This is a genomic window from Streptomyces sp. NPDC014894 (assembly GCF_043080985.1).
GTDB lineage: Bacteria > Actinomycetota > Actinomycetes > Streptomycetales > Streptomycetaceae > Streptomyces.
Genome location: NZ_JBIBWD010000005.1, coordinates 18,570 through 43,912 on the forward strand (window position 1 = coordinate 18,570; position 25,343 = coordinate 43,912).

At 71.8% G+C, this 25,343-nt stretch carries 23 protein-coding genes; 12 read left to right on the forward strand and 11 right to left on the reverse strand.

Annotated features, from left to right (window positions below; genetic code table 11):
- Positions 1-77 precede the first annotated feature (77 nt).
- On the forward strand, positions 78-3,836 hold the full coding sequence (locus tag ACF089_RS13775; protein WP_392025780.1) for a helix-turn-helix domain-containing protein: 3,759 nt from the start codon (positions 78-80) through the stop codon (positions 3,834-3,836).
- 204 nt (positions 3,837-4,040) lie between these two features.
- On the opposite strand, the gene ACF089_RS13780 is transcribed toward ACF089_RS13775, so the two are convergent.
- Positions 4,041-4,580: a hypothetical protein gene (locus ACF089_RS13780; protein WP_392025782.1), complete on the reverse strand. Its 540-nt coding sequence runs from the start codon at positions 4,578-4,580 to the stop codon at positions 4,041-4,043.
- A gap of 258 nt (positions 4,581-4,838) precedes the next feature.
- On the opposite strand from ACF089_RS13780, the gene ACF089_RS13785 reads away from it, so the two are divergent.
- Positions 4,839-6,704: an ABC transporter substrate-binding protein gene (locus ACF089_RS13785; RefSeq protein ID WP_392025783.1), complete on the forward strand. Its 1,866-nt coding sequence runs from the start codon at positions 4,839-4,841 to the stop codon at positions 6,702-6,704.
- 130 nt (positions 6,705-6,834) lie between these two features.
- On the opposite strand, the gene ACF089_RS13790 is transcribed toward ACF089_RS13785, so the two are convergent.
- The 4 genes from ACF089_RS13790 to ACF089_RS13805 are packed head-to-tail and all read right to left on the reverse strand — an operon-like array spanning position 6,835 to position 10,416.
- A complete protein-coding gene (locus ACF089_RS13790) occupies positions 6,835-8,022 on the reverse strand; it encodes a C45 family autoproteolytic acyltransferase/hydolase (RefSeq protein WP_392025785.1) in 1,188 nt (395 codons plus the stop codon).
- Positions 8,019-8,792: an SDR family NAD(P)-dependent oxidoreductase gene (locus ACF089_RS13795; RefSeq protein ID WP_392025787.1), complete on the reverse strand. Its 774-nt coding sequence runs from the start codon at positions 8,790-8,792 to the stop codon at positions 8,019-8,021. Before ACF089_RS13795 ends, ACF089_RS13790 begins: the two co-directional genes overlap by 4 nt.
- The gene (locus ACF089_RS13800) at positions 8,789-9,628 is read right to left on the reverse strand and encodes an SDR family NAD(P)-dependent oxidoreductase (protein ID WP_392025789.1); all 840 of its coding nucleotides are present in this window, start codon (positions 9,626-9,628) and stop codon (positions 8,789-8,791) included. Before ACF089_RS13800 ends, ACF089_RS13795 begins: the two co-directional genes overlap by 4 nt.
- Positions 9,625-10,416 carry a polysaccharide deacetylase gene (locus ACF089_RS13805; protein ID WP_392025791.1) on the reverse strand — a complete coding sequence of 264 codons (792 nt, stop codon included), beginning with the start codon at positions 10,414-10,416 and terminating at the stop codon, positions 9,625-9,627. The genes ACF089_RS13800 and ACF089_RS13805 overlap by 4 nt, the downstream gene beginning before the upstream one ends.
- Before the next feature lie 262 nt (positions 10,417-10,678).
- Here ACF089_RS13805 and ACF089_RS13810 point away from each other — a divergent pair, with 262 nt between their 5' ends.
- A complete protein-coding gene (locus tag ACF089_RS13810) occupies positions 10,679-12,082 on the forward strand; it encodes an APC family permease (protein ID WP_392025792.1) in 1,404 nt (467 codons plus the stop codon).
- Positions 12,083-12,241: 159 nt separating this feature from the next.
- On the opposite strand, the gene ACF089_RS13815 is transcribed toward ACF089_RS13810, so the two are convergent.
- The 3 genes from ACF089_RS13815 to ACF089_RS13825 form a co-directional block, all read right to left on the reverse strand.
- Positions 12,242-13,501, reverse strand: coding sequence for a hypothetical protein (locus ACF089_RS13815; RefSeq protein WP_392025794.1), 1,260 nt, complete (start codon positions 13,499-13,501; stop codon positions 12,242-12,244).
- A 266-nt stretch (positions 13,502-13,767) separates the two neighbouring features.
- A complete protein-coding gene (locus ACF089_RS13820) occupies positions 13,768-14,304 on the reverse strand; it encodes an NUDIX hydrolase (RefSeq protein WP_392025796.1) in 537 nt (178 codons plus the stop codon).
- Positions 14,305-14,367: 63 nt separating this feature from the next.
- Complete coding sequence (locus ACF089_RS13825) at positions 14,368-14,838, reverse strand: ATP-binding protein (RefSeq protein WP_392025798.1); 471 nt, start codon at positions 14,836-14,838, stop codon at positions 14,368-14,370.
- Between the two features lie 306 nt (positions 14,839-15,144).
- Here ACF089_RS13825 and ACF089_RS13830 point away from each other — a divergent pair, with 306 nt between their 5' ends.
- The 5 genes from ACF089_RS13830 to ACF089_RS13850 all read left to right on the forward strand — a co-directional run bounded on the left by ACF089_RS13830 (position 15,145) and on the right by ACF089_RS13850 (position 19,410).
- A complete protein-coding gene (locus ACF089_RS13830) occupies positions 15,145-16,029 on the forward strand; it encodes a helix-turn-helix domain-containing protein (protein ID WP_392025800.1) in 885 nt (294 codons plus the stop codon).
- Between the two features lie 4 nt (positions 16,030-16,033).
- Positions 16,034-16,306: a DUF397 domain-containing protein gene (locus ACF089_RS13835; RefSeq protein WP_392025802.1), complete on the forward strand. Its 273-nt coding sequence runs from the start codon at positions 16,034-16,036 to the stop codon at positions 16,304-16,306.
- A 780-nt stretch (positions 16,307-17,086) separates the two neighbouring features.
- Positions 17,087-17,977 (forward strand): S1 family peptidase, encoded by an 891-nt coding sequence (locus ACF089_RS13840; protein ID WP_392025804.1) that lies wholly within the window; start codon positions 17,087-17,089, stop codon positions 17,975-17,977.
- Between the two features lie 213 nt (positions 17,978-18,190).
- On the forward strand, positions 18,191-18,700 hold the full coding sequence (locus tag ACF089_RS13845) for an RNA polymerase sigma factor (protein WP_392025806.1): 510 nt from the start codon (positions 18,191-18,193) through the stop codon (positions 18,698-18,700).
- The gene (locus ACF089_RS13850; protein WP_392025808.1) at positions 18,697-19,410 is read left to right on the forward strand and encodes a hypothetical protein; all 714 of its coding nucleotides are present in this window, start codon (positions 18,697-18,699) and stop codon (positions 19,408-19,410) included. The genes ACF089_RS13845 and ACF089_RS13850 overlap by 4 nt, the downstream gene beginning before the upstream one ends.
- Positions 19,411-19,559: 149 nt before the next feature.
- Here ACF089_RS13850 and ACF089_RS13855 read toward each other — a convergent pair whose 3' ends face one another.
- Together ACF089_RS13855 and ACF089_RS13860 are read right to left on the reverse strand one after the other, a co-directional pair.
- The gene (locus tag ACF089_RS13855) at positions 19,560-20,231 is read right to left on the reverse strand and encodes a hypothetical protein (protein WP_392025809.1); all 672 of its coding nucleotides are present in this window, start codon (positions 20,229-20,231) and stop codon (positions 19,560-19,562) included.
- A complete protein-coding gene (locus tag ACF089_RS13860; RefSeq protein WP_392025811.1) occupies positions 20,231-20,752 on the reverse strand; it encodes a hypothetical protein in 522 nt (173 codons plus the stop codon). Before ACF089_RS13860 ends, ACF089_RS13855 begins: the two co-directional genes overlap by 1 nt.
- A gap of 377 nt (positions 20,753-21,129) precedes the next feature.
- Here ACF089_RS13860 and ACF089_RS13865 point away from each other — a divergent pair, with 377 nt between their 5' ends.
- The 4 genes from ACF089_RS13865 (at position 21,130) to ACF089_RS13880 (ending at position 24,754) form a co-directional block, all read left to right on the forward strand.
- Positions 21,130-22,293 carry a saccharopine dehydrogenase gene (locus ACF089_RS13865; RefSeq protein ID WP_392025813.1) on the forward strand — a complete coding sequence of 388 codons (1,164 nt, stop codon included), beginning with the start codon at positions 21,130-21,132 and terminating at the stop codon, positions 22,291-22,293.
- Positions 22,290-22,889, forward strand: coding sequence for a TetR/AcrR family transcriptional regulator (locus ACF089_RS13870; RefSeq protein WP_392025815.1), 600 nt, complete (start codon positions 22,290-22,292; stop codon positions 22,887-22,889). Before ACF089_RS13865 ends, ACF089_RS13870 begins: the two co-directional genes overlap by 4 nt.
- A 390-nt stretch (positions 22,890-23,279) precedes the next feature.
- Positions 23,280-23,753: a carboxymuconolactone decarboxylase family protein gene (locus ACF089_RS13875; RefSeq protein ID WP_392026432.1), complete on the forward strand. Its 474-nt coding sequence runs from the start codon at positions 23,280-23,282 to the stop codon at positions 23,751-23,753.
- A 77-nt stretch (positions 23,754-23,830) separates the two neighbouring features.
- A complete protein-coding gene (locus tag ACF089_RS13880; protein WP_392025817.1) occupies positions 23,831-24,754 on the forward strand; it encodes an RNA polymerase sigma-70 factor in 924 nt (307 codons plus the stop codon).
- Between the two features lie 86 nt (positions 24,755-24,840).
- Here the strand turns inward: ACF089_RS13880 and ACF089_RS13885 are convergent, their stop codons facing one another.
- Positions 24,841-25,269, reverse strand: coding sequence for a hypothetical protein (locus ACF089_RS13885; RefSeq protein ID WP_392025818.1), 429 nt, complete (start codon positions 25,267-25,269; stop codon positions 24,841-24,843).
- Positions 25,270-25,343 lie beyond the last annotated feature (74 nt).

Sequence of the window (25,343 nt, forward strand, 5' to 3'; positions counted from 1 at the left end):
CGACGACGGCGACGACGGCGGTGGTGGGGGCGGGGAAGCGCCCGGAAGGGCGGGGCCGAAGGGTGGGGCGGCGTGAGGTGCCGGTGGATCCGGCGGCGGGGCCGGTGGAGCGGTTCGCGTACGAGCTGCGAAAGCTGAGGCAGGAGACCGACGGCCTGACCTACCGGGCGATGGCCCGCACCGTCCCGTACTCGGTGACCACGCTCTCCCGCGCCGCCGCCGGGGAGCAGCTCCCCTCGCTGCCCGTCGTGCTGGCCTACGTCCGGGCGTGCGGCTGCGACGAGGACGAGCAGGCGGAGTGGGAGGAGCGCTGGCGCGCCGCGTCCGGCGAGGCGACCGCGCGGGACCTCGCCGACGACGGCGCGGCCGCCGACTCCCCGTACCAGGGCCTGGCCCGCTTCGAACCCGGCGACCACGAACGGTTCTTCGGACGCGGACCGCTCATCGACGCGGCCCGCGACCTCGTCCTCGGCAAACGCTTCGCCGCCGTCTTCGGCCCGTCGGGCAGCGGCAAATCGTCCCTGCTGCGCGCCGGCCTCATCCCCGTCCTTCGCGACCGGGCCGGCGAACTCGCCGCCATCCGCGTCCTCACCCCCGGCCCGCACCCGATGCGCGCCCACGCCGACGCGCTGATCCCCAAGGACGGCGGCGGCGACACCCTGGTGGTGGTCGACCAGTTCGAGGAGGTCTTCACCCTCTGCGCCGACCCGGCCGAACGCGCCGAGTTCGTCGAACGCCTCCTCGCCGCCCGGGAGCCCGGCTCCCGGCTGCGCGTCGTCATCGCCGTACGCGCCGACTTCTACGCCCGCTGCGCGGGAAACCGCTCCCTCGCGGACGCCCTCGCCGACGCCTCCCTGCTGGTCGGCCCCATGACCCAGGCCGAACTGCGCGAGACCGTCATCGGCCCCGCCCAGGCTGCCGGGCTGATCGTCGAACGCGAGCTGACCGCCCGGCTGATCGCCGATGTGGACGGCGAGCCCGGCGGCCTGCCGCTCCTCTCCCACGCCCTGCGCGAGACCTGGCGGCGCCGCCGCGGCCGCACCCTCACCATGGCCGCCTACGAGGCCACCGGCGGCGCCCACGGCGCGATCGCCCATACCGCCGAGGAGGCGTACGCCGACCTCTCCGCCGAGCAGCGCGAACTCGCCCGGCTCGTCCTGCTGCGCCTGATCACCCCCGGCGACGGCGCTCCCGACACCCGCCGTCCCGTGCCCTGCGACGAACTCTGCTTCGGCGACTCCGCCGAGACGGCGCTCATCGTCGAACGCCTCGTCCGCGCCCGGCTGCTGACGCTGCGGGACGAGGCCGCCGACCTCGCCCACGAGGCCCTCATCACCGCCTGGCCACGGCTGAGCGCCTGGATCGAGGAGGACCGCGAGCGCATACGCGCCCACCGCCGTCTCACCGAGGCCGCCCAGATCTGGTGCGATCTCGGCCAGGACACCGGAGCGCTCTACTGGGGCGCCCAGCTCACCGCCGCCGAGCAGCACTTCACCCGCCCCGAGTACGCCGCCGCCCTCACCGCGCCCGAACAGGCCTTCCTCCGGGCCAGCCGCACCACCTCCGCCGCCGTGCGCCGCCGCCGCCGCGCCCTGCTGTCCTCCCTCGTCCTCGTGCTGGCCGTCGCGCTCGTCGCCGGCGTCATCGCCTGGCAGCAGAACGCCACCGGCGACCGCCGCCACACCGAGGCCGAGGCCCGCCGTATCGCCTCCGTCGCCGACGCCCTCCGCCACGCCGACCCCCAGCGCGCCATGCGTCTCAGCGTCGCCGCCTGGCGGCTCGCCGACACCACCGAGACCCGCTCGGCGCTGACCGGGGCGATGGCGCAGCGCGAGGAGGACGTGTTCACCGTCTCCGAACGGGACACGGACACCAGCGAGGGGCTGCTGCTGACGGGGGACGGCCGCACGCTGATCGCCGCGGGACCGGACCGCGTCCAGAGCTGGGACCTGCGCGATCCCCGCCGGACCCGCGTCCATCCCGGTCCGGGCTCACAGTCCGGCTGGGGCGCGGTGATCGCCTCGGACGGCCGCAGCATGGCGCTCCAGAGCGAGGACGGCAGCGTACTGATGTGGGACGTCCGGGCCGGCCGGGCGGCCGGGCGGATTCCGGTGAAGGGGACGACGGACCTCGCTCTCGGTCTGGACGGCGCCTCGCTGGCGGTGATGACCGACCACGGGGACGTGGAGGTCTGGGACGTCGGCGACCGCCGTCGGCGGCTGACCGTGGCGAGCACGTACGACGCGCCGAGCGCCACGGAGATGACGCTGAGCCGGGACGGCCGGAAACTGGCCCTGTGCCTGGACCGGGGCCCGCTCCAGATCTGGGACGTGACCACGCGCGAGCGGCTCGACGGGCCCTGGACGAAGGCGGGCCGCCCCGACTGCGCGTGGGGGGAGGCCGCCCTCGCGCCGGACGGCCGCTCGGTGGCCGTCGCCACCGGCGAGGGCGTCCGCAGATGGGATCTCGGCTCCGGCCGTGAGCTGCCCCGGCTGGTGGGCGGCCGCGCGCGCGTGGTCCGGTTCAGTGCGGACGGAGCCTTCCTGACCGCCTCCGGTCCGGGCGAACTGCGGCTGTGGCGGCTGTCGTCCCCCGGGGCCTCGGTCTTCCACCACGCGCTGGCCAATGAGGAGGTCGAGGAGTTCGCCCTCGACCCGGCCGACGGCTCGCTCCGCTACCTGGACGGCAATGAGCTGATCGTGCGGTCGCTGCGCCCGGGGCGGGCGACGACGGACGAGTGGTCGCGGGAGGGCAGTCTCGACAAGCGGCTCTCCCCGGACGGCCGTACGCTCGCGCTGGTCTCCGCCACCATCACCGGGGACGGGTTCCGGCTGGTGGACGCGGGCAGCGGCCGGACCGTCGGCGAGCCTCCCGGGCGGCCGTGCGTGCCCGAGGACGCCTCGCACGGCGGGACGGTCGCGATGCACTGCGACGGCCACTCCGTCTTCAGCGCCGACGGCCGGTACTACGCCTACTGGGACTCCGCGTCCGACCGGCTGGTGATCTGGGACGTGGCGGCCCGCCGGACGCACGCGAGCGTCCGTCCGGACCCCGGCGACGACGGCCTGTCCGGCGTCAACGACTTCGAGCTGAGCGCGGACGGCCGGCGGGCCTACACGGCGCGGGCGGAGGAGGACCGGGAGCTGGTGGAGGTCTGGGACGTGTCCCGGGCCGGCCGGGGCCGCAAGACGGCGACGGTCCCCGGGATCGGCGGCCCGCCGCTGGCCCTTCGGCGCGACGAGACCGGCCTCGCCGGAGCCGGGGGCGGGTACGCCGACCTCCGCGCCGGGCGGCCGTCGTCCCGGGGCATGTACGAGAACGGGGCCCAGACGCAGATCTTCAGCCCCGACGGGTCCCGTCTCGCCGTGGGCGACAACCGGGGTCGGGTCACGATCTGGGACGGGCGGGCGGTCAAGCGCCTGGCGATCTTCCAGGGCGTCGAGAACGGCGTCGACGGGGACGCGCCGGACGACGTCGCCGAGCCCGCCGTCGTGTCGCGACGGCCGAACGAGGGGGGAGTCACCGCCCTCGCCTTCTCCCCGGACGGGACGACCCTCGCCGTCGGCGACGGCTGGGGCAGCGTCCAGCTCTGGGACGTCGCGTCCAGCCGCCGGCTGGGGTCCCCCCTCCCCACCCCGGGCGACGCGGTCCTCTCCCTCGCCTTCGGCGCGGACGGCCGCACCCTGCGCTCGGCGGGCGTCCACTCGGGGGCGGAGACCTACGATCTCGACCCCGGGCGGATGGCCGCCGCCGTGTGCGAGCGCGCGGGCTCCGGACTCTCCCGCACGGAGTGGCGGGACCACCTCCCCGAACTGCCCTACCGCGAGACCTGCTGAACGAACCGGAACGAGCTGTACGCCGAGCTGTACGCAGCCCTACGGCGAGCTGTACGAGCTGAACGAACCGCACGACCCGGACGTGCCCCCGGCCCCCCGGTGGCCCCCGTGCCCCCGCCCGTGCCGCAGCGCCCCCCGACGCTCGGTCCGGGCCCACGGGGGCTCACGCCCGGGGCCGTAACGGTTCGTTGTGAGGGTGAGCGGTCAGCGGTACTGAATGCCCCACACATTGTTGTTCCGCTTGACCGGCGCGGTGATCGTCTTCTTGTAGACGGTCTTCGTCGCGCAGCGGCCGTTCTTGTTGTAGACGAGGGTCTTCTTCGCGGTGAACCGCTTCGCCTCGTGGAACATCATCAGCCGGCCCTTGGTCGTGCCGCGCTTCTTCTTCACGGTGGCCGCGTACGTCCAGGTGTCCGACTTGGTCCAGGTCTTGGCGAGGGAGACGTTGAAGGATGCGCTCGCCTTGGCGAGCACGGCCTTCAGCTCGGCCTGTGCGCCGACCGAGCCGGTGAGGGTCCAGGAGCCCGTCTTGTTCTTGCTGTACGTGATGGTCACCCCGGGCCGGGCCCAGTCGCTGTGGACGTTGGTGGGCACCCACTTCGTCGACTTCGCGCTGATCGTACGGAAGGTCTGCCCGGCGTCGACGCAGCCGGGGACGGGAGCCGCCTGGGCGGGCGTCGAGATCGCCGTCAGACCTCCGGCGAGCACTGCGGTGGCGATCGTGGCGCTCAGGTGTCGGTTCATCGGTACTGCCCCTCGTGGTGGTGCGTTGCTGTCGGCTCGACCGGGCTCTGCCGGAGGTCTCGCCGCTGTTCGAGACCAGCTTTCGCCGCTCCGGGTTTGTTGCGCACCCCGCTCCACCAGGGGAAACAATGATCCCAAGCGATTTCGCGCCATGGCTGGTATTCCCCCTGGTGTCGATCGCGGCTATCGTGCGGAATGCGGGGGTTCCGTCGCGCGGACGGGTCGGTCCGACCCGTCCCGACGAATGGAGGAGTCGCCTTGCGGTCGTCGCACCCCCGCCCCGAGACCCTCGACGCCCCCGGCTTCCCGACGCGCGCCGCCACCCAGTGGGACGTCACCCTCACCCCCGCCGAAGCCCCCGCGCCCGGAGCGCCGGAAGCCCCCCAAGCCCCCCAAGCACCCGAAGCCTCCGAAGAGCACGCGCCCGGATCCCCCGAGACGGAACCCGCCGCCCCGGAGGACCTCCGCGACCCGACCGGCACAGGCACCGGCACAGGCACCAGCACCGGCACCGGCACCGGAGTCAGCCCCCTCCTCCTCCGCCGCGTCGCCGGATTCCACGCCTCCGGCCTGCGCTCCGCCCGCTTCCTCTGGTGCGAGGACGGCCACTGGGCCTGGTGCCGGCTGGAGCTGCGCCACCCCGCCCGCCCCGTCGTCGCACTCGGGCTGAGCCCCATCGACGGCCCGCCCGCCGGGCTCACCGCCCGCGAGATCGACATCATCTCGCTGGTCGCCATGGGCCTCTCGAACCGGGAGATATCCAGCCGGCTCGGCACCAGCATCCGCACGGTGACCACCCAGGTCGAACGGCTGCTGAAGAAGCTGGACCAGGACTCCCGCGCCGGGCTCAGCGCCCTCGCCGTCGACCGCGACCTCATCCGGCTGCCGATCCCCGGCGGCGTGGAGCAGCGCTCCGGCATCCGCGTCCTGGACATCGAACGCCACTCCGCCACCGCCTCCGCCGTCGCCGTCCCGGCCGCCCGCCGCGCCCGCCCGGCGGGCCGCGACACCGTCCGCATCGGCACCATCGCCGTCGCCGGGGCCTTCGCCGCCGACGGCCGCGAGACCGCCCAGGGCGCGGCGCTCGCCGTCCGCGACATCAACGCCCTGCTCCACGACGACGGACGCTCCGTCGAACATGTCCTGGTCCAGGTCGACCCGCTGGACGAGACGTCCGTACGGGAGGGTCTCGCCGCGCTCGCCGACGCCGACGTCGACGCGATCACCAGCAGCTACGCCAGCGCGCTCAGCCCCGGGGTCTTCGACTTCGCCGCCGACTTCGGCCGGCCCTTCCTCCACACCAACACCTGGACGCGCAGCGTCGACGCGGTCCGCGAGGACCCGCGCCGCCTCGGCCACGTCTTCCAGACCTGCCCCTCCGAGACCGCCTATCAGTCGGCGCTGCTCGCCTATCTCAAGGGCTCGTCGGCGACGGGCGCGGGCGGGGCCGCGCCCCGGCTCGCGGTGATCGAACTCGACGGCTACGGCTGCGCGATCACGGACGACACCTTCGAGGCGCGGGCCCGGGAGATCGGCTGGACGGTCGCCTCCACCCATCGCGTCGGGCTGACCGTCGAGCACATGGACGAGCTGATCGCGGGCGTGCTGGCCGACCGCCCGCAGATCGTCGTCGTCTCCCACCTCGGCGTGGAGACCGCCGCCGCGCTCCAGAACGCGATCACCGCGCACAGCCCGGCCCAGCTGACGTACCACATCTACACCCCGTCGGTGCCGGGGTTCGCCCGCCGGATCGAGCACTCCGGCGGCCAGGTCATCTGGTCCACGGTCACCGGCCGCCCGGACGACCCGCTGGGCCGCCGCTTCACCGAGGCGTACGCGCGGGCGTACGGCTCCCCGCCGGGCCGCAGCCAGGCCAGCGCGGCGTACGACCAGGTGCGCATGGTGCACGCGGCGTTCTCGGTCACCGGCTCGTTCAGCCCGAGGGCCGTCGGCGGCTATCTGCGGGAGTCGGCCTACCGGGGCATCAACGGCGCGTATCTCTTCGCCGAGCCCGGACAGTCGGTGTCCGGCTATCCGTACGACACGGTCGACGCGAGCCTCTCGCAGCCCACCCTCACCTACCGCCTCTCGGGCGAGGGCCAGCAGATCCTGACCCTCGCCTGAACCACGGCCGAGCCCGTGAGCCCGCGAGGCCCGCGAGCCGGAAGGCCCACGGACCCCGCGAGCCGGAAGGCCCGCCGACCCGCGAGCCCGGCGGCCCCGGAGCCTCAACGCCCCCGCGCCGGGACCGCCCTCAGCCCCGCACCCCGAAGAAGTCCCGGTAGTCGTACGTCACCCGGGGTTCCGCGCACGGATGCCCCAGCACCAGGTGCATCAGCCCCCGCTCCGGCTCGATCACCGCGCTCGCCACCGTCGAGCCCTGCTCCAGCTCCCCCTCGCGCGGATTGGGGTGGCAGCAGAGCGAGTCCGGGTAGTTCGCGTGATCGCTGAGCACCTCGTGCCAGCCGGCCACCGACGGTCGCGGCATGAGTTCCGCCAGCGCGGTCGCCCGCTCGCTCCGGAACAGCGTGTCGGGCATGACCCGGGGCCCGTGGTCCGCGCCGGTCGACGCGAACTCCTCGTCGCCGCCGAGGAAGTGATTGGCGTGGATGAGATATCCGCCGCGCTCCACCCGCCGCAGACTCAGATCGTCCGCCCCGCCGGGCCGCGCCTCGACGTCGACGCCGCGCCCGCCGCCCACGATCAGATAGTTCGCCGACGAGGACCGGGTGACCGTCCGCAGCGTGTCCACGGCCGCGTCGACGGACTCCGACTCCAGCAGCGACCGCAGCAGCAGGTGGTACGGCATCCCCGGCGCGCCCCGGTCCAGCGAGGTGACCAGCGCGTTGGTCAGCACGGTCACCCCGGCCGCGTTCATGCCGAACTTGGCCAGCAGCCCGGCCTCGACCACCGACACCCAGCGGGGCCCGCGCTCGGGCGCGGCCTCCAGCACCACCACCGTCCGGTGCGAGAAGGGGATCCAGTCCCAGTTCTGCCCCACGACCGGCTCGGGCCCGCGCAGATCGCAGAACGAGGTGCACTCGCCGGGGACCCCCGCACTGCTTCCGGGGGCCCGCGCCGCGCTCCCGGGGGCGGCCCCGCCGCCCGCCGCCGCGATCTTCCGCGCCTTGCCCGAGAAGAGGATCTCGGTCCGCAGATTCAGCGCGAGGACGTCCTCGAAGGCGACGCCCGCGCCGAGCGCGATGCCCTCCATCTCCTCCAGCGCGTCCGGCTGGACCCGGGCGACGGCCGGTACGAAGGTCTCGGCCAGCGCGGTCGCCCCCTCCCACGGCAGCCCGGCGAAGGTCTCGTACACCCGCTCGTAGTTCTCCAGCGAGAGCAGCACCCGCTCCCGGGCGGCGCTCCCGTACTGCCGGCCGCGCTCGCGCGGGCCGCCGGAGGCCCGGACGATCAGCGGGTCGGCGTTCCCCATGAGGCTCATGACGCGCTCTGGCCCCCGTCCACGGCGATGACGGCGCCGCTCACATAGGCGGATTCCTCGGAGGCGAGGAAGAGACAGACCCGCGCGACCTCCTCGGCCGTGCCCAGCCGGCGCGCGGGGATCCGCCGGAGGACCTCCTCGAAGACGTCGGGGGTGTGCGCGACGGTCGTCATCGGGGTGTCGATCACCCCGGGCGCGACGGCGTTGCACCGGATCCCGTACGGCCCCCACTCGACGGCCAGCTGACGGGCGAGCGACACCACCGCGCCCTTGCTGGCGCTGTACGCGGCGCTCGGCTCGCCCGCGTCCCCGCGCACGGCGGCGATCGACGAGAGCAGGGTGACGCTGCCGCCCTCGCCGCTCTCGGCCATCCGCTCGGCGGCGGCGGAGGCCACCAGCAGCGAGCCCCGCGCGTTGATGTTCATCACCGAGTCCCACTCGGCGGCGCCGGTGGCGAAGGCGGGCTTGAAGCGATAGACCCCGGCGCTGTGGACGAGGGCGTGCGGGGCGAGCCCGTCCCACAGGTCGTCCACCCGGCGGAAGGCGTCGCGCACGGACTCCTCGTCGGTGATGTCGCACCGTACGAGCCCCTCGCCCTCGGCGAGGTCGAGCCCGACGACCGACCAGCCGCGCGCGGTCGCGAGGGCGGCGGCGGCGCGGCCGATGCCCGAACCGGCCCCGCTGACGAGGAGTCTGCGCGGCCGGGCGCGGTCGGCGCCGGCCGCATCGCCGGAGCTGCCGGTGCCGCCGGGGCTTGCCTGGTGATTCATGAGGTGAGCACTCCTCCGTTGACGTTGAGCGTCTGGCCGGTGACGTAGTCCGCGCCCGAGAGCAGATAGTGCACGGCGTCGGCGATGTCGGAGCCCGCGCCGTGCCGTCGCAGGGGCACTTGGGCGGCGAGCCCGTCCCGCTCCTGTTCGAAGGAGCGCCCGGCGCGCCGGGCCCGGGAGTCGAGTTCCTCGCGGTGCATCTCGGTCATCACATAGCCGGGCGCGACCGCGTTGACCGTGCAGTGCGGGGCCAGTTCCAGGGAGAGCGTCCGCATGAGGGAGTGCACGGCGGCCTTGGAGGCGCTGTAGGCCCCCGCGCCGGGGGTGGGCTGCTGGGCGAAGAGGGATCCGATGACGACGATCCGGCCCCGGGAGCCCTCGTCGGCGAGCAGCGGCCGGACGGCCTGCACACAGTGCAGCACGCCGAAGAAGTTGACCTCGAAGACCCGGCGGATCGCGTCGTCGTCGGTGTCGAGCAGCGGGGTGTCGGGCCCGCCCACGGCGGCGTTCGCGACCAGCGCGTCGACGCCTCCGAAGGCGTCCACGGCGGCCTCCGCCATGCGCGCGGCGTCGCGCGGCCGGGAGACGTCGGCGACGACGGCCGCCGTCCGCAGCCCGGAGCCGTCGAGCGCCCGCGCGGCGGCCGTGACGGACCGGTCCACGTCCGACAGCAGGACGTTCCAGCCCTCCGCGACCAGCCGCCGGGCGATGCTGTGCCCGATCCCGCGCGCGGCCCCGGTGACGACGGCGGTCCGCCGCCCGCCCCCGGGCCCCCGCTCCACGGCTTCGGCGGCCTCGGCGGCCCCGGTGGAGACAGCGGGCGTACGGGCGCTCATGACCGCACCCCCGCCGCGCTCGTCCGGGCCGCCTTCGCCACCTCGCCGCAGGTCGCGAACCAGATCTCGCCCCGCTCCTCCCGCGCGTCCCGCACTCCGGTCAGAAACGTCTCCAGCATCCGCAGCCGCCCCGGCCGCCCGATGATCTGCGGATGGACGGTGAGCGTCACCAGCCCTCCGACTTCGTGGATCGCACTGGTCTCCTCGCCCCACAGCTCGGCCACCTCGCGCGAGGAGCGCATGGTCTTGTGCCAGCTCGTGGCGTCGAACCAGAAGTGCGGCGCGTCGTCCAGCGACCAGTGGACGGGGATCTCGATGAGGTCGTGCCGGGGATGCGGGTACGGAATGATCGCGTCCATCATGTTGGACGCATAGCGGAACCCGTGCTCGGCCAGCAGGTCCAGGGTGTTCGGGCTGATGTCCCAGGACGGCGAGCGATAGCCCTCGACCCGGTCGGTGAACTCCCGCAGCACCGCCAGTCCGCGCGCCAGCTCCCCGGCCTCCTCGTCCCGCTCCATGAGATGCGGGGAGCGGTGCGAGAAGCCGTGATGGCCGATTTCATGCCCCCGCTCGACCACGGACTCCAGGACCGAGGGATATCTTTCGGCGTCGCCGCCGCAGACGAAGAAAGTGGCCGGTATGGCGAGCCGGTCGAGCATCTCCAGCAGCTGCGGGACGGCGACCTCGGCCCCGTACCGGGCCTGGGAGAGAACTCCGGGACGGACGGCGTTCGCGGGGTCCTCGGCGAGCCACAATTCCTCGGCGTCGAAGTCGACCGTCAGCGCCAAAGCCGCCCTATAGCCTGCTGGCCACATATGTGGTCCTCTCTCCGTGCGGGATCGAGGAACACGTTAACGAGCGGGATCGTTTTGCGAACTCCGTAAGATTACGTATCGGCCGTGGTCGGCGGCCGCGTCACCGGCTTCCGTCCGGAGTGCGCGGCTCTTCCGTACGTACAGATGCGTATGTCGGTCACCGCCGGTGTTTGTCACTCTTCGGGCATCGATGGAACCCCCGTTGAACCGACGGGCGCGGAGAGGAATCAAGCCGGTGTCCAGTAGCGAAACTGAGAAAGCACCCCAGCTGACGCGAGTGCTGCGGCTGCCCGCGATCGTGCTCTTCGGCCTCACCTATATGTCGCCCGTCGCGGTGTTCACGACGTACGGGATCGTCAACGACGAGACGGCGGGACATCTGCCGGCCGCGTATGTGCTGGCACTCGCCGTGATGATGCTGACCGCGCACAGCTACGGCCGTATGGTCCGCAGTTTTCCGGCGGCCGGTTCTGCGTACAAGTATTCACAGAAGGTGTTCGGCGGCCATGTCGGGTTTCTGACCGGCTGGACGCTGATGCTGGACTATCTCTTCCTCCCGATGGTGTCCTTCCTGCTCGCGGGCATCTATCTGCACGCGCAGTTCCCGGGAGTGCCCCAGGGCGTCTGGAGCGTCCTGGTGCTGCTGGTGGTGCTGGCGTTCAACATCCTCGGGGTGAAGTTCGTCAGCCGGATCACCGCGATCGTCATGGGCGTCACGGCGCTTCTCCTGATCACCTTTGTGACGCTGGGCGGCATCGAGTCCCAGGTGTCGGCCGGGGAGGCGTTCCAGTCCTTCGTCCCCGCATCGGGTCAGTGGTCCCTGCTGGCGGGCGGCGCGGCGATTCTGGCGCTGAGCTTCCTGGGCTTCGACGCGGTCTCCACGCTCGCCGAGGAGGCCCACAATCCGCGCCGGACGATCCCGCTCGGCATCATCCTCACCACCGCGATCGGCGGCGGCCTCTTCATCCTGGTGGCCTGGATCGGCTCGCTCGTCCGCCCGGACAACGACTTCAGCAATCCCGACTCGGCGGGCGCCGAGCTGATGGAGAGCGTCGGCGGCAGCGCGCTGAGCGGCGCGTTCACGGCGGTGTACGTGCTCGGCTGCTTCGGCTCCGCGATGGTCTCGCAGGCCAGCGTCTCGCGGATCATCTTCTCCATGGGCCGCGACGGACTGCTGCCGAACCGGCTCTTCGGCCGGCTGAACCCGAGATTCGGCACCCCCGTGGGCGCGCTGATCGCGGTCTCGGCGGTGGCCCTGCTCTCCACGGTCCTCACGCTCGACCAGGCCGTTGTGATGATCAACTTCGGTGCGCTGGCCGCCTTCTCCATGGTCAACCTGAGCGTGATCAAGCACTATCTCTTCGGCCGGGGCCGCACCCTCGGAGCCCGTTCGCTCCTGGTCAACGGTCTGCTGCCGGGTCTGGGCTTCGCCAGCACGGTCTGGCTCTGGACCAGTCTGACCGGCGAGACCTTCGTCGTCGGCCTGGTGTGGATGGCGGTCGGCGTGGTCCTGCTCGCGATCTCCACCCGCTTCTTCACCCGCAAGCCCCCGGAGCTGCACATGGACGAGGCCGGGGACCCGGCCCCCGGCCCGGAGGAGGCCGTCGCCCCGGGCAAGGGGAGCGGGGCGCACGTCTGACCGCCGACGCGGTGTACGAAGGGCCGGGCCCGGACCGTGTGGTCCGGGCCCGGCCCGCGCCCGCCGGAGGGGCGACCGGTCGCACCCGGCCGCCCCGGGACGGGCGCGTCAGCGGCGCCCCGGGCGACCGGTCGCCCGACGGCCCGGTCGCCCGGTCGCTCAGTCGGCGTCCGTCGCGTAGTCGAGTTCCGCCTCCACCCAGGACGCCAGCTCCTCCGCCTCCGCGCTGTCGGCCCCGCCGGGCAGCGCCACCGGCTGCCCGCTGACCGGGGCCGTCGTCGGCCCCGACCGCTCCGGAGCCCCGGCCAGCCCGTCCGGGAGGGTGTGCCCCGCCTCCTCGAAGAGCCGCCGCAGCCCCGGCGTCCAGACGGTGGCCGGCGCGCCCTCGGGCCGGATGCTCGGCCACTCCACCCCCTCCAGATGGAAGTACGGCTGGTACGCGGTCTCGTGCTGGTGCAGCGCCTGCGCGGCGAAGTTGGCGCAGGCCGACGCCGACGGGTCGAACAGCTCCGGTTCGAAGGGCCCCTCGAACGCGGCCGGGCCCGGGTCCACATGCCCCCGGAAGTCGCCCGTGCCCCACGCCTTGGCCAGGTCGAAGAGCCACTCCCCGGGCCCGGCCACCCCGTCCGCGTCGTAGAACTTCTCGGCCCCCTCGATGGTGTCGTGGGTCCACAGCGACGGGGCCAGGTCCAGCCCGTTGGCGTACCGCCGCACCGACTCCAGCCGCTCGGCGGCGTAGGCCGCGAAGCGGACGTTGCCCGGGGTCGGGCCCGCGGTCGACAGGGTCGAGATCTTCGCCCGCTCCTGGAAGTCCCACCCGGCGGGGGAGAGCCCGCCGAGCACCTTCTGCGTGTCCCGCAGCCACACGGCCAGCGCCGGTGCGAGCACCCCGCCCAGACTGTGGCCGGTGACGGTCAGCGAGATGTTCTTGTCGGGCAGCCGCTTGAGGAACTGCCGCAGCGTCGTACCCGCGCCGGGCCGGTCGCCGGAGGGCGTGATCTCCTTCAGCACGTTCAGCCCGATCGCCGTCCCCAGATTGACCCGGGTGAACGGCTTCGCGGGATGCCAGGCGACCGTCCGCACCAGCAGATTCTCGAAGAGCCACTCGAACGGCTCGCTCCCGTTCGTCCCGGCGATCGCGACGACATAGCGCGTCGGATCGTCCACGCTCCGCGCCAGGTACAGCGCGTTGACGGCGTAGAGATCGGTCCGGAACTGCTTGACGCCCGGCCCCCAGACGATCTCCCAGCCGCCGATGACCTCCTTGTTGAGGTCCAGGTAGTGCTGGATGCGCTGCCGCAGCAGACCCTCCAGATCGTCGTCCTTCACGCCGGTGACCAGATTGGCGTAGACGGACAGCTGGAAGGCGACCCGCTCCTCGTGAGTGGGCTCCCCGCGCACACTGGACTGCTCGGTCATCTGCGTCGACTCCTCAGCGTCGGTGGGCGCGGGCCCTGTCGGGGACCCGCGCCGGAGACCCAAGATCCCCGCCAAGCGCTGCCCGAGACCGTCGCGCACAAACGGATCACTCCACGTTGGGTGACCGAATGGCTACTTCACGGCGTGGCGTGGCTCGTCCTGCCCGGCGTGCGCCGCTCAGCGCGCGCCCCCCAATACCGCCCACGCCAGCGCGCCCGTCAGCGCGAGCACCGAGAGGATGTACGCGATCTGCTCGGCCCGCGGACTCACAGCGGAACCGCCATCCGCGAGAGCAGCCGCTCCGCCAGCCGGGGCGCGATCTCCGTCATCGGCACCCATCTGGCCCGCCCGCTCGCCGCCAGCCACGACGGCAGCGCCCGCGAGTGCGCCCGGAACAGATACCGGAACCCCACTCTCAGCCGATGCCCCTCCTCCGGCGCCGCCCAGATCACGTCCACCGCGATCGGGTCCTCCGCGCCCGGCACCGCCCACACTCCCTCGATGCCGGCGAACTCGCTGAGCACCCGCAGCGCCGCCGCCCCCAGCGACTCGTCATGGGGGTGCGGCGGCCCCTCCGCCAGCGCCCACCACGTCCGATGGCTGAAGGCGAGCACCCGCTCCTGCTCGTCCACCACCAGCGCCGCCGCCTTCACCAGCGGGCACCGGTTCTCATGGCGGCACCCGCCCTGCGCCGAGTGATCGCGGATCGCGTCGTACAGCGGCATGAGCGCCCCTGTCTCCGCGGGATGCTGATGCATATAACCCGTGAGTGCCTTCACGATGTCGCTGTCCGCGACAGGCATGAGTGCCCCGCTTTCCTGCTTCGTCCGACCGGATCGTCCGACGATTCGATATTCCGCTGGCGTTCAGACCGCTACTTCTTGTGTCGGCACGGTGCACCACGTACAAGAGCCCTTTCTTCCCCACGATCGTGCGAGCAGCTCGACCAGCGCCATCCCGCGCCCGCTTTCCGCCTCCGGCCCGGGGTGGCGCACCGTCGGCGTGCCGCGCCCGTGGTCGTCGACCTCGATACGGATCTCCCTCGGCGGATCGCATTCCAGCGCGAAGCTCACCTCGCCGCCGCCCCCGTGCGTAATGGCATTGGTGACGATCTCGCTCACGAGCAGCTGCACGGTGTCCAGGAGATCGGGATCCGTCAGCCCGTTGCGATACAGAATTCCGGCGGCCAGATGTCTGACCCGGGCGACGCACTCGGCCTGTGGCGGGAATGAGACCTCGATTCGTTGAATACGCGCCGAATCGGAGCCGTCGCCCGGCCATGCCCCTCCGGTGGCCGAACTCGTCCGTCGGATACGTGCGTTGGAGGATGCGGGCATCGCGAATCCTTTTGCTGGGTGCCTCGTTGGACTCCACGGCGGGGGAGAAGCCGTGGGGGGATCGCCGCGCTCACGCACAGCGCTGGATTCGCTGCGATACGTGAGAATCTGCGTCCAGGATGGCACCGGAACGGCTACTGTAGGAGCCGTCTCAGGGGGCTTCTGAAATCAAAGTTCTATGAGAACTACTTCTATTTCGCGGGTCGTTCGCCGCACAGCAGAATCTCCTGCTGTGGCGCAGAACGTTTCTTGCACGGGTGGAACCATCGCCGACACACTGGGTAACGCGCGCAGGAAGGACAGCAGATGATCACGGACATCGAGTCGGCCACGCCCGCTCTGTGCCGTCTGCACTTGGGTACGGAGTTAAGGCAGTTGCGCCAGGCCGCCGGCCTGAAGGCCAACCAGGTCGTGAGAAGGCTGATCTGGAGCCCTTCCAAGCTGACGAGGCTGGAGACCGGGGAGAACGCGACGGTCGAGCCGTCGGATGTCATCGCGCTCTGTGACATGTACGGAGCGGACGCCGAGAAGAGATCGCTGCTGACGGCGTACGCGGTGGTGACGAAGACGAAGCGGGACTGGTGGCAGACGGCGGAGTATCGGCCGGCCATAAGTCCGACGTTCAAGGCGTACCTGGGGCTGGAAGAGACCGCTGCCTCAATGCACAAGTACGAGGCGGAGTATGTACCCGGTCTGCTTCAGACCGAGGAGTACGTCAGAGCGATCTATCAGGTCGCGCACGAGAATCGCGATGCCGCTGAGATCGACAAGCACGTGGCCGTGCGCATGGCTCGGCAGGAGGTGCTACGCCGGAACGAGCTTCCCCTCCGATTCACCGCAGTTGTCAACGAGGCGGTGCTCTACCGCGAGGTGGGCGGACCGTCGGTGGCGAGGGCGCAGCTGGAGCACATTGCCGAGGTCGCGTCGTCACTCCCGGCGGTCCGGGTTCAGGTGATCCCCTTCAAGAGCGGCGCGCACACGGGCATGAACGGGGCCTTCACCATCCTGAGCTTCCGGGAGGGAGACGCCCTGAAACCCATCGTCTACTTGGAGAATCTGGGAGATGCCCAGGTGATCCGTAGTGCACCGGATGTGGACCAGTACGAGCGAGCGTTCACGGACCTGCAAGCCGATGCTCTGGGGCCACAGGAATCCCTGAGCATGATCCGAGAAGCAATAAAGGAGCATTGAGCAGATGATCAATGAACTACTGGCCGAGGCCCGTTGGTTCACCTCCAGCTACAGCAACAACCAGGGAGGTGAGTGCGTCGAGGTGGCACAGCTCGACGGGGCCCGTTGGTTCACGTCCAGCTACAGCAACGACCAAGGCGGCGAGTGCGTCGAGGCGGCCAAGTTCCCCAACGCGATAGCCGTCCGCGACTCCAAGTCCCCTGACGGCCCCGCCTTCGTCTTCGAGGGCTCCGCGTGGGCGGGCTTCGTCACCTCTCTCAAGTTCGGCGATCTCTAGCGGCCGTACCGCTTCACCCTCGGGCCACCCCGTCGTACCGCGGCGAGGTGGCCCGTTTCGTTGGCCGATAACTGATACGCGGTCAGATAATCGGTTCCGGTTGTGCGACTGAGCATGTGCGCTGTGCATAAACCAGACACGCGCCCCCGGTGATCGAAGAGGGACAATCGGTTCATAGGCCGAGGGTCGGCTGTTTCGGGTGAGCGCTTTCCGTACCGGCATCCGGCCAGGAGCGGCCCCGGGCGGCCCAATCTCCCCGGCACCGCACAGCCGACGCTCAGGAACCGTTCGCCACCCTGCGTGCGACATGCCCATGACACGTTCCGGAATGGCGTGGAACGTGCGCTCGGCGGGTGGGCGCGCGGCCGGCCGGTTGGCACGAGTCGACTGCGCCCGCGCTGTCAAGTGGGCCGTGAACAGCCGGTCCCACCGGAGTGCGCCCTTGTGGGGACTGCACGACATCTTCACGTATCACCCGGCGATGGCCGGGGCGCGGACATTCGCCGGAATCCGGCAAAAGTCCATTCGATGACCGGGTGTCGTCCTTGTTCCGGTTGCTCGTGCTAGCGCGCGCACCCGGGCCGGGCGGGGTCCCTATTTCGCCACCCCGCCCGCTTCGCCATCGGGACGCGCGTAGTGCGGCCAAAAGGCGAGCTTGTCGCGACGGCTCGCGGGGCCCAGGATCCGTATCACGCCGCTTGACAGGCCCATGACCACCGGGCCGTCGCCTGATTCGCTGTGGGTCCGAACACCGAACGGGCCCCAGATTCTGGAGGTTTTGTGAAGACCACGAAGTTCGCCAGGCGTGCACGACTGCTCGCCGTCGCAGCCAGCCTGGTCACCGTCTCCGCGCTCGCCGTCCCCGCCGCGGTGGCCGATTCGCACGCGACCGCCACGCCCAGCGCCACTCAGCTCGCGAAGGCGAGTGACGCCGTGCTCGGCGCGGACATCGCCGGTACCTCCTGGTACACGGACAAGGCGTCCGGCAAGGTCGTCGTCACGGTCGACAGCACGGTCTCGAAGTCGGAGATAGCCAAGATCAAGAAGACCGCGGGCGACCAGGCCGGCGCGCTCCAGATCAAGCACACCCCGGGCAAGTTCACCCGCATGATCGCGGGCGGCGAGGCCATCTACGGCGCGGGCGCCCGTTGTTCGCTGGGCTTCAACGTCCGCAGCGGCAACACGTACTACGCCCTCACCGCGGGCCACTGCACCAACGGTCGTCCGAGCTGGACCTTCTCCGGCGGCACGCTCGGCAATGTGTACGCGGGCCAGTTCCCGACGTACGACTACGGCATCATCCGCCACGCGAACAACGCGAACGCGGACGGCCGGGTCTACCTGCACAACGGCACGTACCGTGACATCGTCAACGCCGCCAACCCGAGCGTCGGGCAGCGCGTCGAGCGCAGCGGCTCCACCACCGGCTGGCGCAACGGCTCGGTGACCGCGCTCAACGCGACCGTGAACTACGGCGGCGGCCAGCTGGTCTACGGCACCATCCAGACCAACGTCTGCGGCCAGCCGGGCGACAGCGGCGGCCCGCTGTTCAGCGGCAACACCGCGCACGGCCTCCTCTCCGGCGGCAGCGGCAACTGCACCTCGGGCGGCATCACCTTCTACGAGCCCGTGACCCGTCCGCTCGGCCTCTACGGCCTGAGCGTCTTCTAAACCGCGCGACAGCACGGCCGGTGTGTGACGGTGGCCTCCGCCTTCGGGCGGGGGCCACCGTTCGCGTTCGCGTCGGGGCTCCCGGCACGGAGCGGGACGGCCTGGTCAGGGGGCCCCGTACCGCTCGAAACGCCTCCGGCGAAGAAAGTTTCGGGGGCGTGTAAGGATTCGACCGGCCCAGGACATATACCGGCCGTGGAGACCTTCCAGAGAATGAACCGCCCCGACCGCGCCGAGAGGTTCACGGACCTGTACGTCCGTGAGCACTCCCGCGTGGTCGCCTTCGTGTACCGGAGGGTGGGCGACCGGGCCACCGCGGAGGAGCTGAGCGCGGACGCGTTCCGGATCCTCTGGGAGCGTACGGCCGACGGCGAGGAGGCCACCCCGGCCCAGCTGTTCGTCACCGCGCGCAATCTCCTCGCGAACCATCACCGGGCCTCGGCCCGCCTCGGCGAACTGCACCGGCGGATCGGCATCGAGCTGGGCCGCGCGTCGGCCTCCGCACAGGAGCCGGCCGTCGTCGACACCCTCGAACGCCTGCCGGAGCGGCATCGCGAGGTGCTGATGATGACCTACTGGGACGGGCTGAGCGCCACCGAGGTCGGCGAGGTGCTGGGGTGCCGCGCGTCCACGGTCTGGGTTCGGCTGCACCGCGCCCGGAAGGCGTTTCGCGATCTCTACACGGACTCGACCACCACCACCACCATCCTGGAGTCGGCATGAAGCGTGTGAAGCCCCTGATCCAGCAGGCGAACCCGGCCCCGGAGCCGGTCTTCCGGGAGAGCCCCGAGAGCCTGCGCGAAGGACTCGCGTCCGTGGTCGGCCCGGAGGCGGCCGCCGCCTCCGCCGTCCCCGACCCGCCGGCGGTCCGGCGCGTACCGCCGAGGCGGCGGGGGATGCTGGTCACGGGCCTGGCGCTCGGGGCGGCCGCGGCGGTCGCCGCCGTCACGGTGGTCGCGCTCGACGACGGCGCCGCCGAGAAGCCGCGGGTGACGGTCGCGGACCCGGGCGGCGAGGTGAAGGAGCCCCCGGCGGGACTCGCCGACGAGCCCTTCTACGACTCCACCGCCCAACTGGAGGACGCGGCCGATGTGATCGTCCGGGCCCGCGCGGGCAAGGGGGACGCGACCGACGCGCAAGGGCCGCCCATCAGCCTCACGGCCTCATGGGTGCTCGCGACGGGCAAGGGGAAGGTCGACGGGAATGCCCTCACGATCGCGCACACCACCCCGGGCACGGGTCCCGAGACCACCGATCTGAAGGCGGGCAAGGAGTACGTCCTGCTGCTCGACCGTCAGGACGACGGCCGGTACACCCTGGTCAGCAGCACCCAGGGGGTGTACGCGGTCGGGAGCGGCCGGGCCGAGGCCGCCGGGGACAACCCGGTGCGGCTGAGCGACGGCGTGCTCAAGGCGCTCGGCCTGAAGGGCTGACGCGCGGGCGGGGCGGGCGTACGAGGGCGGGCGTACGGGGACGGCGTACCGGAGCGGGCGTACGGGGGCGGCGTACCGGGACGGGCGCAACGGAGCGGGGGCGGGCGTACCCGCACCGGGTACGCCCGCCCCCGCCCGAGGCGCGACGGCTACTTCTGCTTGGCCCGCGTGACCGTCTTGGCCAGCTTGTCGACCGTGCCGACGTCGGCGAAGCCCTCCCCGGTCACCGGCTGGACCGCGCTGCCCTTGCCGACGGTGTACATCGCCTGACCCGGGTTGAGCAGGTCGTACGGCGCGCCCTTGCCGTGCGAGGCGAGCATCAGCGCGTACTGCCCGCCGCCCTTGGCGAGATGCTTCGTGCTCTCCTCCTTGTACGTCACACCCTTGTAGGTGCCGCCCAGCTGGCTCACCTCGATGGTGTCGCCCGCCTTGACCCCGCCCGCGATGGACTTGGCCACCTTCACCGTGGAGACGGTGACGACCAGCGGGTCGGTCTCCCCGGGAGCCGCCGCCGGCGCGCCCGCCCGAGGGTTGGCCGCCGGGTCCTTTCCGGCCGGAGCGGCCGGCTTGAGCAGCTCCGAGCGGCTGGCGACGACCTGTCCGGTGACGACCAGATCGGCCTCCCCGGCGATCGCGTCGAGCGAGCCGTACTCCGGGTAGTCCGCGTGGTACGAGACGACCTTGGAGCCGCCCGCCTTCTCGGCCCCGGACCGGCTCCGGTCCTTGTCGCCGTCCTTGCCGGAATCTCCGGAGCAGCCGGCCGCGCCGAGCGCCGCGACGAGGACGGCGGACAGGGCGAGTGTGGTCCGTCGCGAGGTCATCAGTAAATCCTCTTCACTTCGGAGACGTCGTACGCCGTCGGCTTCTGGACCTTGGAGCGGTCGCGGCTGTGCTTCATGAGCGACGACTTCTTGGTGCCCGGGTTGTCCTTGAGGCTCAGCGCGTGCCCCAGCTCATGGGTGATCGTGCTGCGCACCCAGCGGTCGTACTTCGCCCCGCCGCCCGTGATGTCGTACAGGCTCTTCGCATTGATGTAGATGTCGAAGGTGCGCTTCTTGCGGGAGCCGCCGGGAGCGTACATACCGAGCCAGCTCGCGTTGTAGCGATCGGCGGTGAAATCCTGCTTGATTTTCTTCTTGCGTCCTATGGAAGCGCCGGACTTGCTCTTGTTCCAATTGCTGCGCCCGGTGTCCAGGAATTTGACCCACTCTTTGTTCACGCCGACGGGCTCGACGCTGAACTTCGCCTTCGGCATTCCGCCCGAGTAGTAGGTGGCGTGGGCCGGCGCGGTGCCGGTGGCGGCGATGACGACGGCGAGCGAGCCGCACGTCAGGGCGCTCATGGCGGCACGCCTCTTGGCGCGTGGAATTGTGGATGTCACAGGAGATCCCCCGTTGCTGAAGTCCTGGTGAGCATGACTCTTTTTGCGTTGACACTTTTTATGCTTTTTCGCGCGATGGCGATCGAATTCTCCGTCTGGTGCTGGCTGCGGTGGGCCCCGATGGTGTCGGGGATTGCCGGGACGGTGGTCGGTCCGGTGCCGTACGGCGGGGAATGATGCAGTGAAGTTAACAGCGTGTTGACTTTGATTCAAATGAAATTGACGTGATCACTGTGGTGATATCACGTGATGCGGGGGAGGGGTGGTCGGTGCGGGCCCGGGGCGTCTGCGGCGGGCGTCGGGGCCGTTTCTAGGTCGCCTGACCTATAGTGGGATCCATGAACAGTGATCAGCTGGTGCACGACCCCGAGGGGCCGGTTCTGCTCGTCGGCGGGTACGGGACGGTGGGCGCCGAACTGGCGCGGGCGGCGGGCGGGCGGTGGCCGCTGCTGCTGGCCGGGCGGTCGCCGGGGAAGGCGGCCGGGCTGTGCGAGGAGCTGTCCGGCGGGGCCGCCGTCGAGGCCCGGCGGTGGGACCTCGCGGACCCGGAGCCGTTCGCCGCCTCCGCACGGGCCGTGGTGAGCCTCGTCAACGACCCGGAGGACCGGGTGCTGCGGGCGGCCCTCGACGCCGGGATCCCGTATGTCGACGTCACCCGCTGGACGGCCCGGATGCAGCGCGCGGTCGCCCTCGCCTCCCTGCGCCCGCCGACCGCGCCCGTCCTGCTCTCCTCCGGGTGGATGGGCGGGGTGGTCCCGCTGGCGGCCGCCGCCCTCGCCGAACGGCTCGGCGGCGCGGACAGCGTCGACACCGCGATCCGCTACGACCTGGCCGACCGGTCCGGGGCGGACTCCGTCGAGTTCATGGACCGGCTCGGGGTCGACTTCGAGGTGCTGGAAGAGGGCCGGGGCAAGGTGGTGAGCCCGCTCACCGGGACGCGTACGGTCGCCGTCGGCCGCGACCGCACCAAGGTCGCGCGTATCGACACCCCCGAGCAGTTCACCCTCCCGCTGACCCTCGGGGCCCGTACCGTCACCACCCGCATCGGCTTCAGCAGCGCCTCCTCCACCTCCGCCCTGATCGCCCTCGGCCGCGCCGGCTTCTTCCGGCACGCCCGGGGCGACCGCTGGCGGCCCGTCCGCCGCCGCCTCCTCCACTCGCCCGGCGAGGGCGGGACCGCCGCCCTCCGCATCGAGGTGCGCGGCCCGCGCGGCGCCCTGACCGCCACCGTCACCGACCCGCTCGGCCAGGCGCACATGACCGCCGTCGGCGGGCTCCTCGGGCTCCGGCGCGTACTCGGCGACGACGGCGCGCCGGCCGCGCGGGCCGGGGTCGTCTTCCCGGAGTCGCACCCGCTGCCGGGGGCGGTGGGGGCGGCGCTGGGGGCGTTGGGGGTGGTGGTCGAGGTCTCGGGCTCTGTCTCCGGGGCCGGGTCCGGGTCTGTCTCCGGTTCCGGTTCTGGTTCCGGTTCCGGCGGGGTCGGCGGCGGGGTCGCCGCATGACCACCGCGAAAGGCGCCGCGCGCCGGGCCGCCCTTCTCGACGCCGCCGAGACCACCCTCGCCACCGGCGGCCACACCGCCCTCTCCCTCCGCGCCGTCGCCGACACGGCCGGCGTCCGGCTCGGCCACCTCCAGTACTACTTCCCCACCCGCGACAGCCTCGTCGCCGAAGTCCTCGCCCGTATCCTCCAGCGCTCCCTCGACCGCGTCACCGAGATCCCCTCCGCCCGCCTCGACGACACCGTCCAACTCCTCCTCTCCCAGCAGACCGACGAACAACTCGTCCGCGTCTTCGTCGAACTCTGGGCCCTCGCCGCCCACGACGAGGCCACCGCCGCCACCCTCCGCTCCTTCTACCGCCAATACGCTGCCCTCATCACCGCCCACATCACCACCCACGCCCCCGACCTCTCCCCGGCCCAACGCCACGCCCGCGCCGAGGTCTTCATCGCCCTCATGGAAGGCAGCTCCCTCCTCCGCTCAGGCATCGCGGGGACGCCTTCGGCGGAGACGGACGAGGTGCTGGTGCGGGTGGCGGTGGGGGTGCTGCGGGGCGAGCCCCGCGTGGGCGGGGAGCTGGGGGGCCACCGCGGGTAGCCGGGCGTCGGCTCGGGACCACCCCCGCGTGCGCGGGGACCACGCCGTCATCCAGGACAACACCGGCGCGATCATGGGGCCACCCCCGCCCGCGCGGGGACCACGCCGCCCGGCCCGGGGCTTCAATCGGCGCCCGGGCGATTCTTGCTCACTCCCCGAGGTTCGGGCACAAGCCTCGTACCGTGGCTGAGGTGGATCCGTGGTGCCGTTCGCGCGGGCAGCCACTCGCCCCCGTACCCCATTCGTACCGTCACTGTGGCTCGCGGCGCGCCCCCGCCCCCCTGCTTCCGGGGTTGCCGCAGGGACGCAGGTCACACCCGGCCGTGTCACAGGGGCGAGGGCTGTCTCGTCTCAGGGGTGTAGGCAATGACGACCACGGAGGGACACCCCATGCAGGCGCGGCTGAACTACTTCACGAGCCCGACCGCCGACAAGGTCATCACGCATATCAAGGCGGCGGGAAAGGCGTTTCGGGAGTCGGAGCTGTCGGCGGTGACACAGGAGTTGGTGTCGTTGAGGGTGAGTCAGATCAATGGGTGTGCCGTGTGCATCGACATGCATACGAAGGAGGCGGCGGCCGCGGGGGAGACGGCGGTGCGGCTGAATCTGGTGGCGGCGTGGCGGGAGGCCACGGTGTTCACGGAGGCGGAGAGGGCGGCGCTGGAGCTGGCGGAGGAGGGGACGAGGGTCGCGGACGCGGCGGGAGGGGTGAGCGAGGAGGTGTGGGCGAGGGCCGCGAAGCACTATGACGAGGAGCAGCTCATCGCTCTGGCGATGCTGGTTTCGTTCATGAACGCGGTGAACCGGATGAACGTCATCGCCCAGCAGCCGGCGGGGAACTACAAGGCCGGACAGTTCCACTGAGCGGGATCGTCGGAGGGGCTCGGGGCCCGGTGGGCGGGCTCCGGGCCTCCGGAAAGGGTGTGAGGAGAGGTGCCGGTGTGAGCAAGGTCGAGGATTTTGAAGAGCTGCGGCCGCTGCTGTTCTCGATCGCGTACCGGATTCTGGGCAGTGTGAGCGAGGCCGAGGACGCGGTGCAGGAGTCCTGGCTGCGTTTCGACGGCTCGGCGACCCGGCCCGCGTCGGCGAAGGCGTTTCTGTCGGCGACGGTGACGCGGATCTCGATCGATGTGCTGCGTTCCGCGCGGGTGCGGCGGGAGGAGTACGTCGGCCCGTGGTTCCCGGAGCCGCTGCTGAACGATCCGTACGAGGACCCGGCGCGGTCGGTGGAGCTGGCCGACTCGGTGTCGATGGCGGCGCTGCTGCTGCTGGAGCGGCTCAGCCCGCTGGAGCGGGCGGTCTTTCTGCTGCGGGAGGTGTTCGCGTTCGGGTTCGACGAGGTCGCCGAGGCGGTCGGGCGGTCGGAGGCGGCGTGCCGGCAGCTGCTGGTGCGGGCGCGGCGGCACATGGAGGCGGGGCGGCCGAGGTTCGCGGCGGACCGCGAGGAGCGGCGGGAGCTGGCGACGCGGTTCCTCCAGGCGCTCAAGGACGGCGATGTGGGCGGGCTGCAAGAGCTGCTCGCGGCCGATGTCCAGCTCGTCGGGGACGGCGGTGGGAAGGTCCCGCAGCTGGCCAACGCGGTGTCGGGCGCGGAGAAGGTGGCCAGGCTGCTCAGCTCGGTCTTCCCGTGGCTCGTCCTGGTCGATGTGAGCTTCGAGCACCACGAGATCAACGGCCAGCCCGGGGTGATCGCCCGCGACCGGGACGGCCTGATCCTGAACGTCCTCGTCCTCGATGTGCTCGACGGCCGGATCCAGACCGTCCGCGGCGTGAGCAACCCCGACAAGCTCGGCCACCTCGGCCGTGTCGCGGACGCCTGGGCCGTCGACCGCGAAATGAGAAGGGCTCGCCGCCGACAGCACTAGCGCCCGATCGGGTCACCCCAGCGCGTCGATCGCCCGGAGCGCGCCGTCGAGGCGCGCTCCGCGGGGCCGCCCCGGCCGGCGGGTGTTCAGTCCCCCCGCGTCAGCGGCTCGCAGCCGCGCACCCTCAGCGTCCCGTCCGCCTCGGTGAGGGTTATGGCGAGGGGCTCGTCCGCGTTGGCGGTCTTGAGCTGTGGGGGTTTGTCGCGGGTGGGGTCCGTGGTGAGGGTGCAGAGGTCGAAGGGGGAGCTTTTGGCGCCGGGGGTGGTGTAGGTGCCGGGCGGTAGGGTCTTGCCGATGGTGTAGTCGCCGTCGGGGTAGGGGGCGGCGGGCGCGGACGGGTCGACCGGCGGGGGGTTGTCGGCGCTGAGGGCCGCGCCGAGGATGCCGAGGGCGAGGAAGCCGGCGACGGCGGTCACCAGGACGGTCCCGAGGATCGCGCCCGTGGAGAACCGCTGCTTCCGGGGCCCGGGCGGGGCGGATCCGGGGTGCTCGGGGGCGGGGTGGTGCTGGCTCATACGCCTTCCCGTCGGTGGATCGCGGATGGGGTGTGCCGGGGGGCCTTGCCAGTGAAGGTATCCGTGCGCCGGGG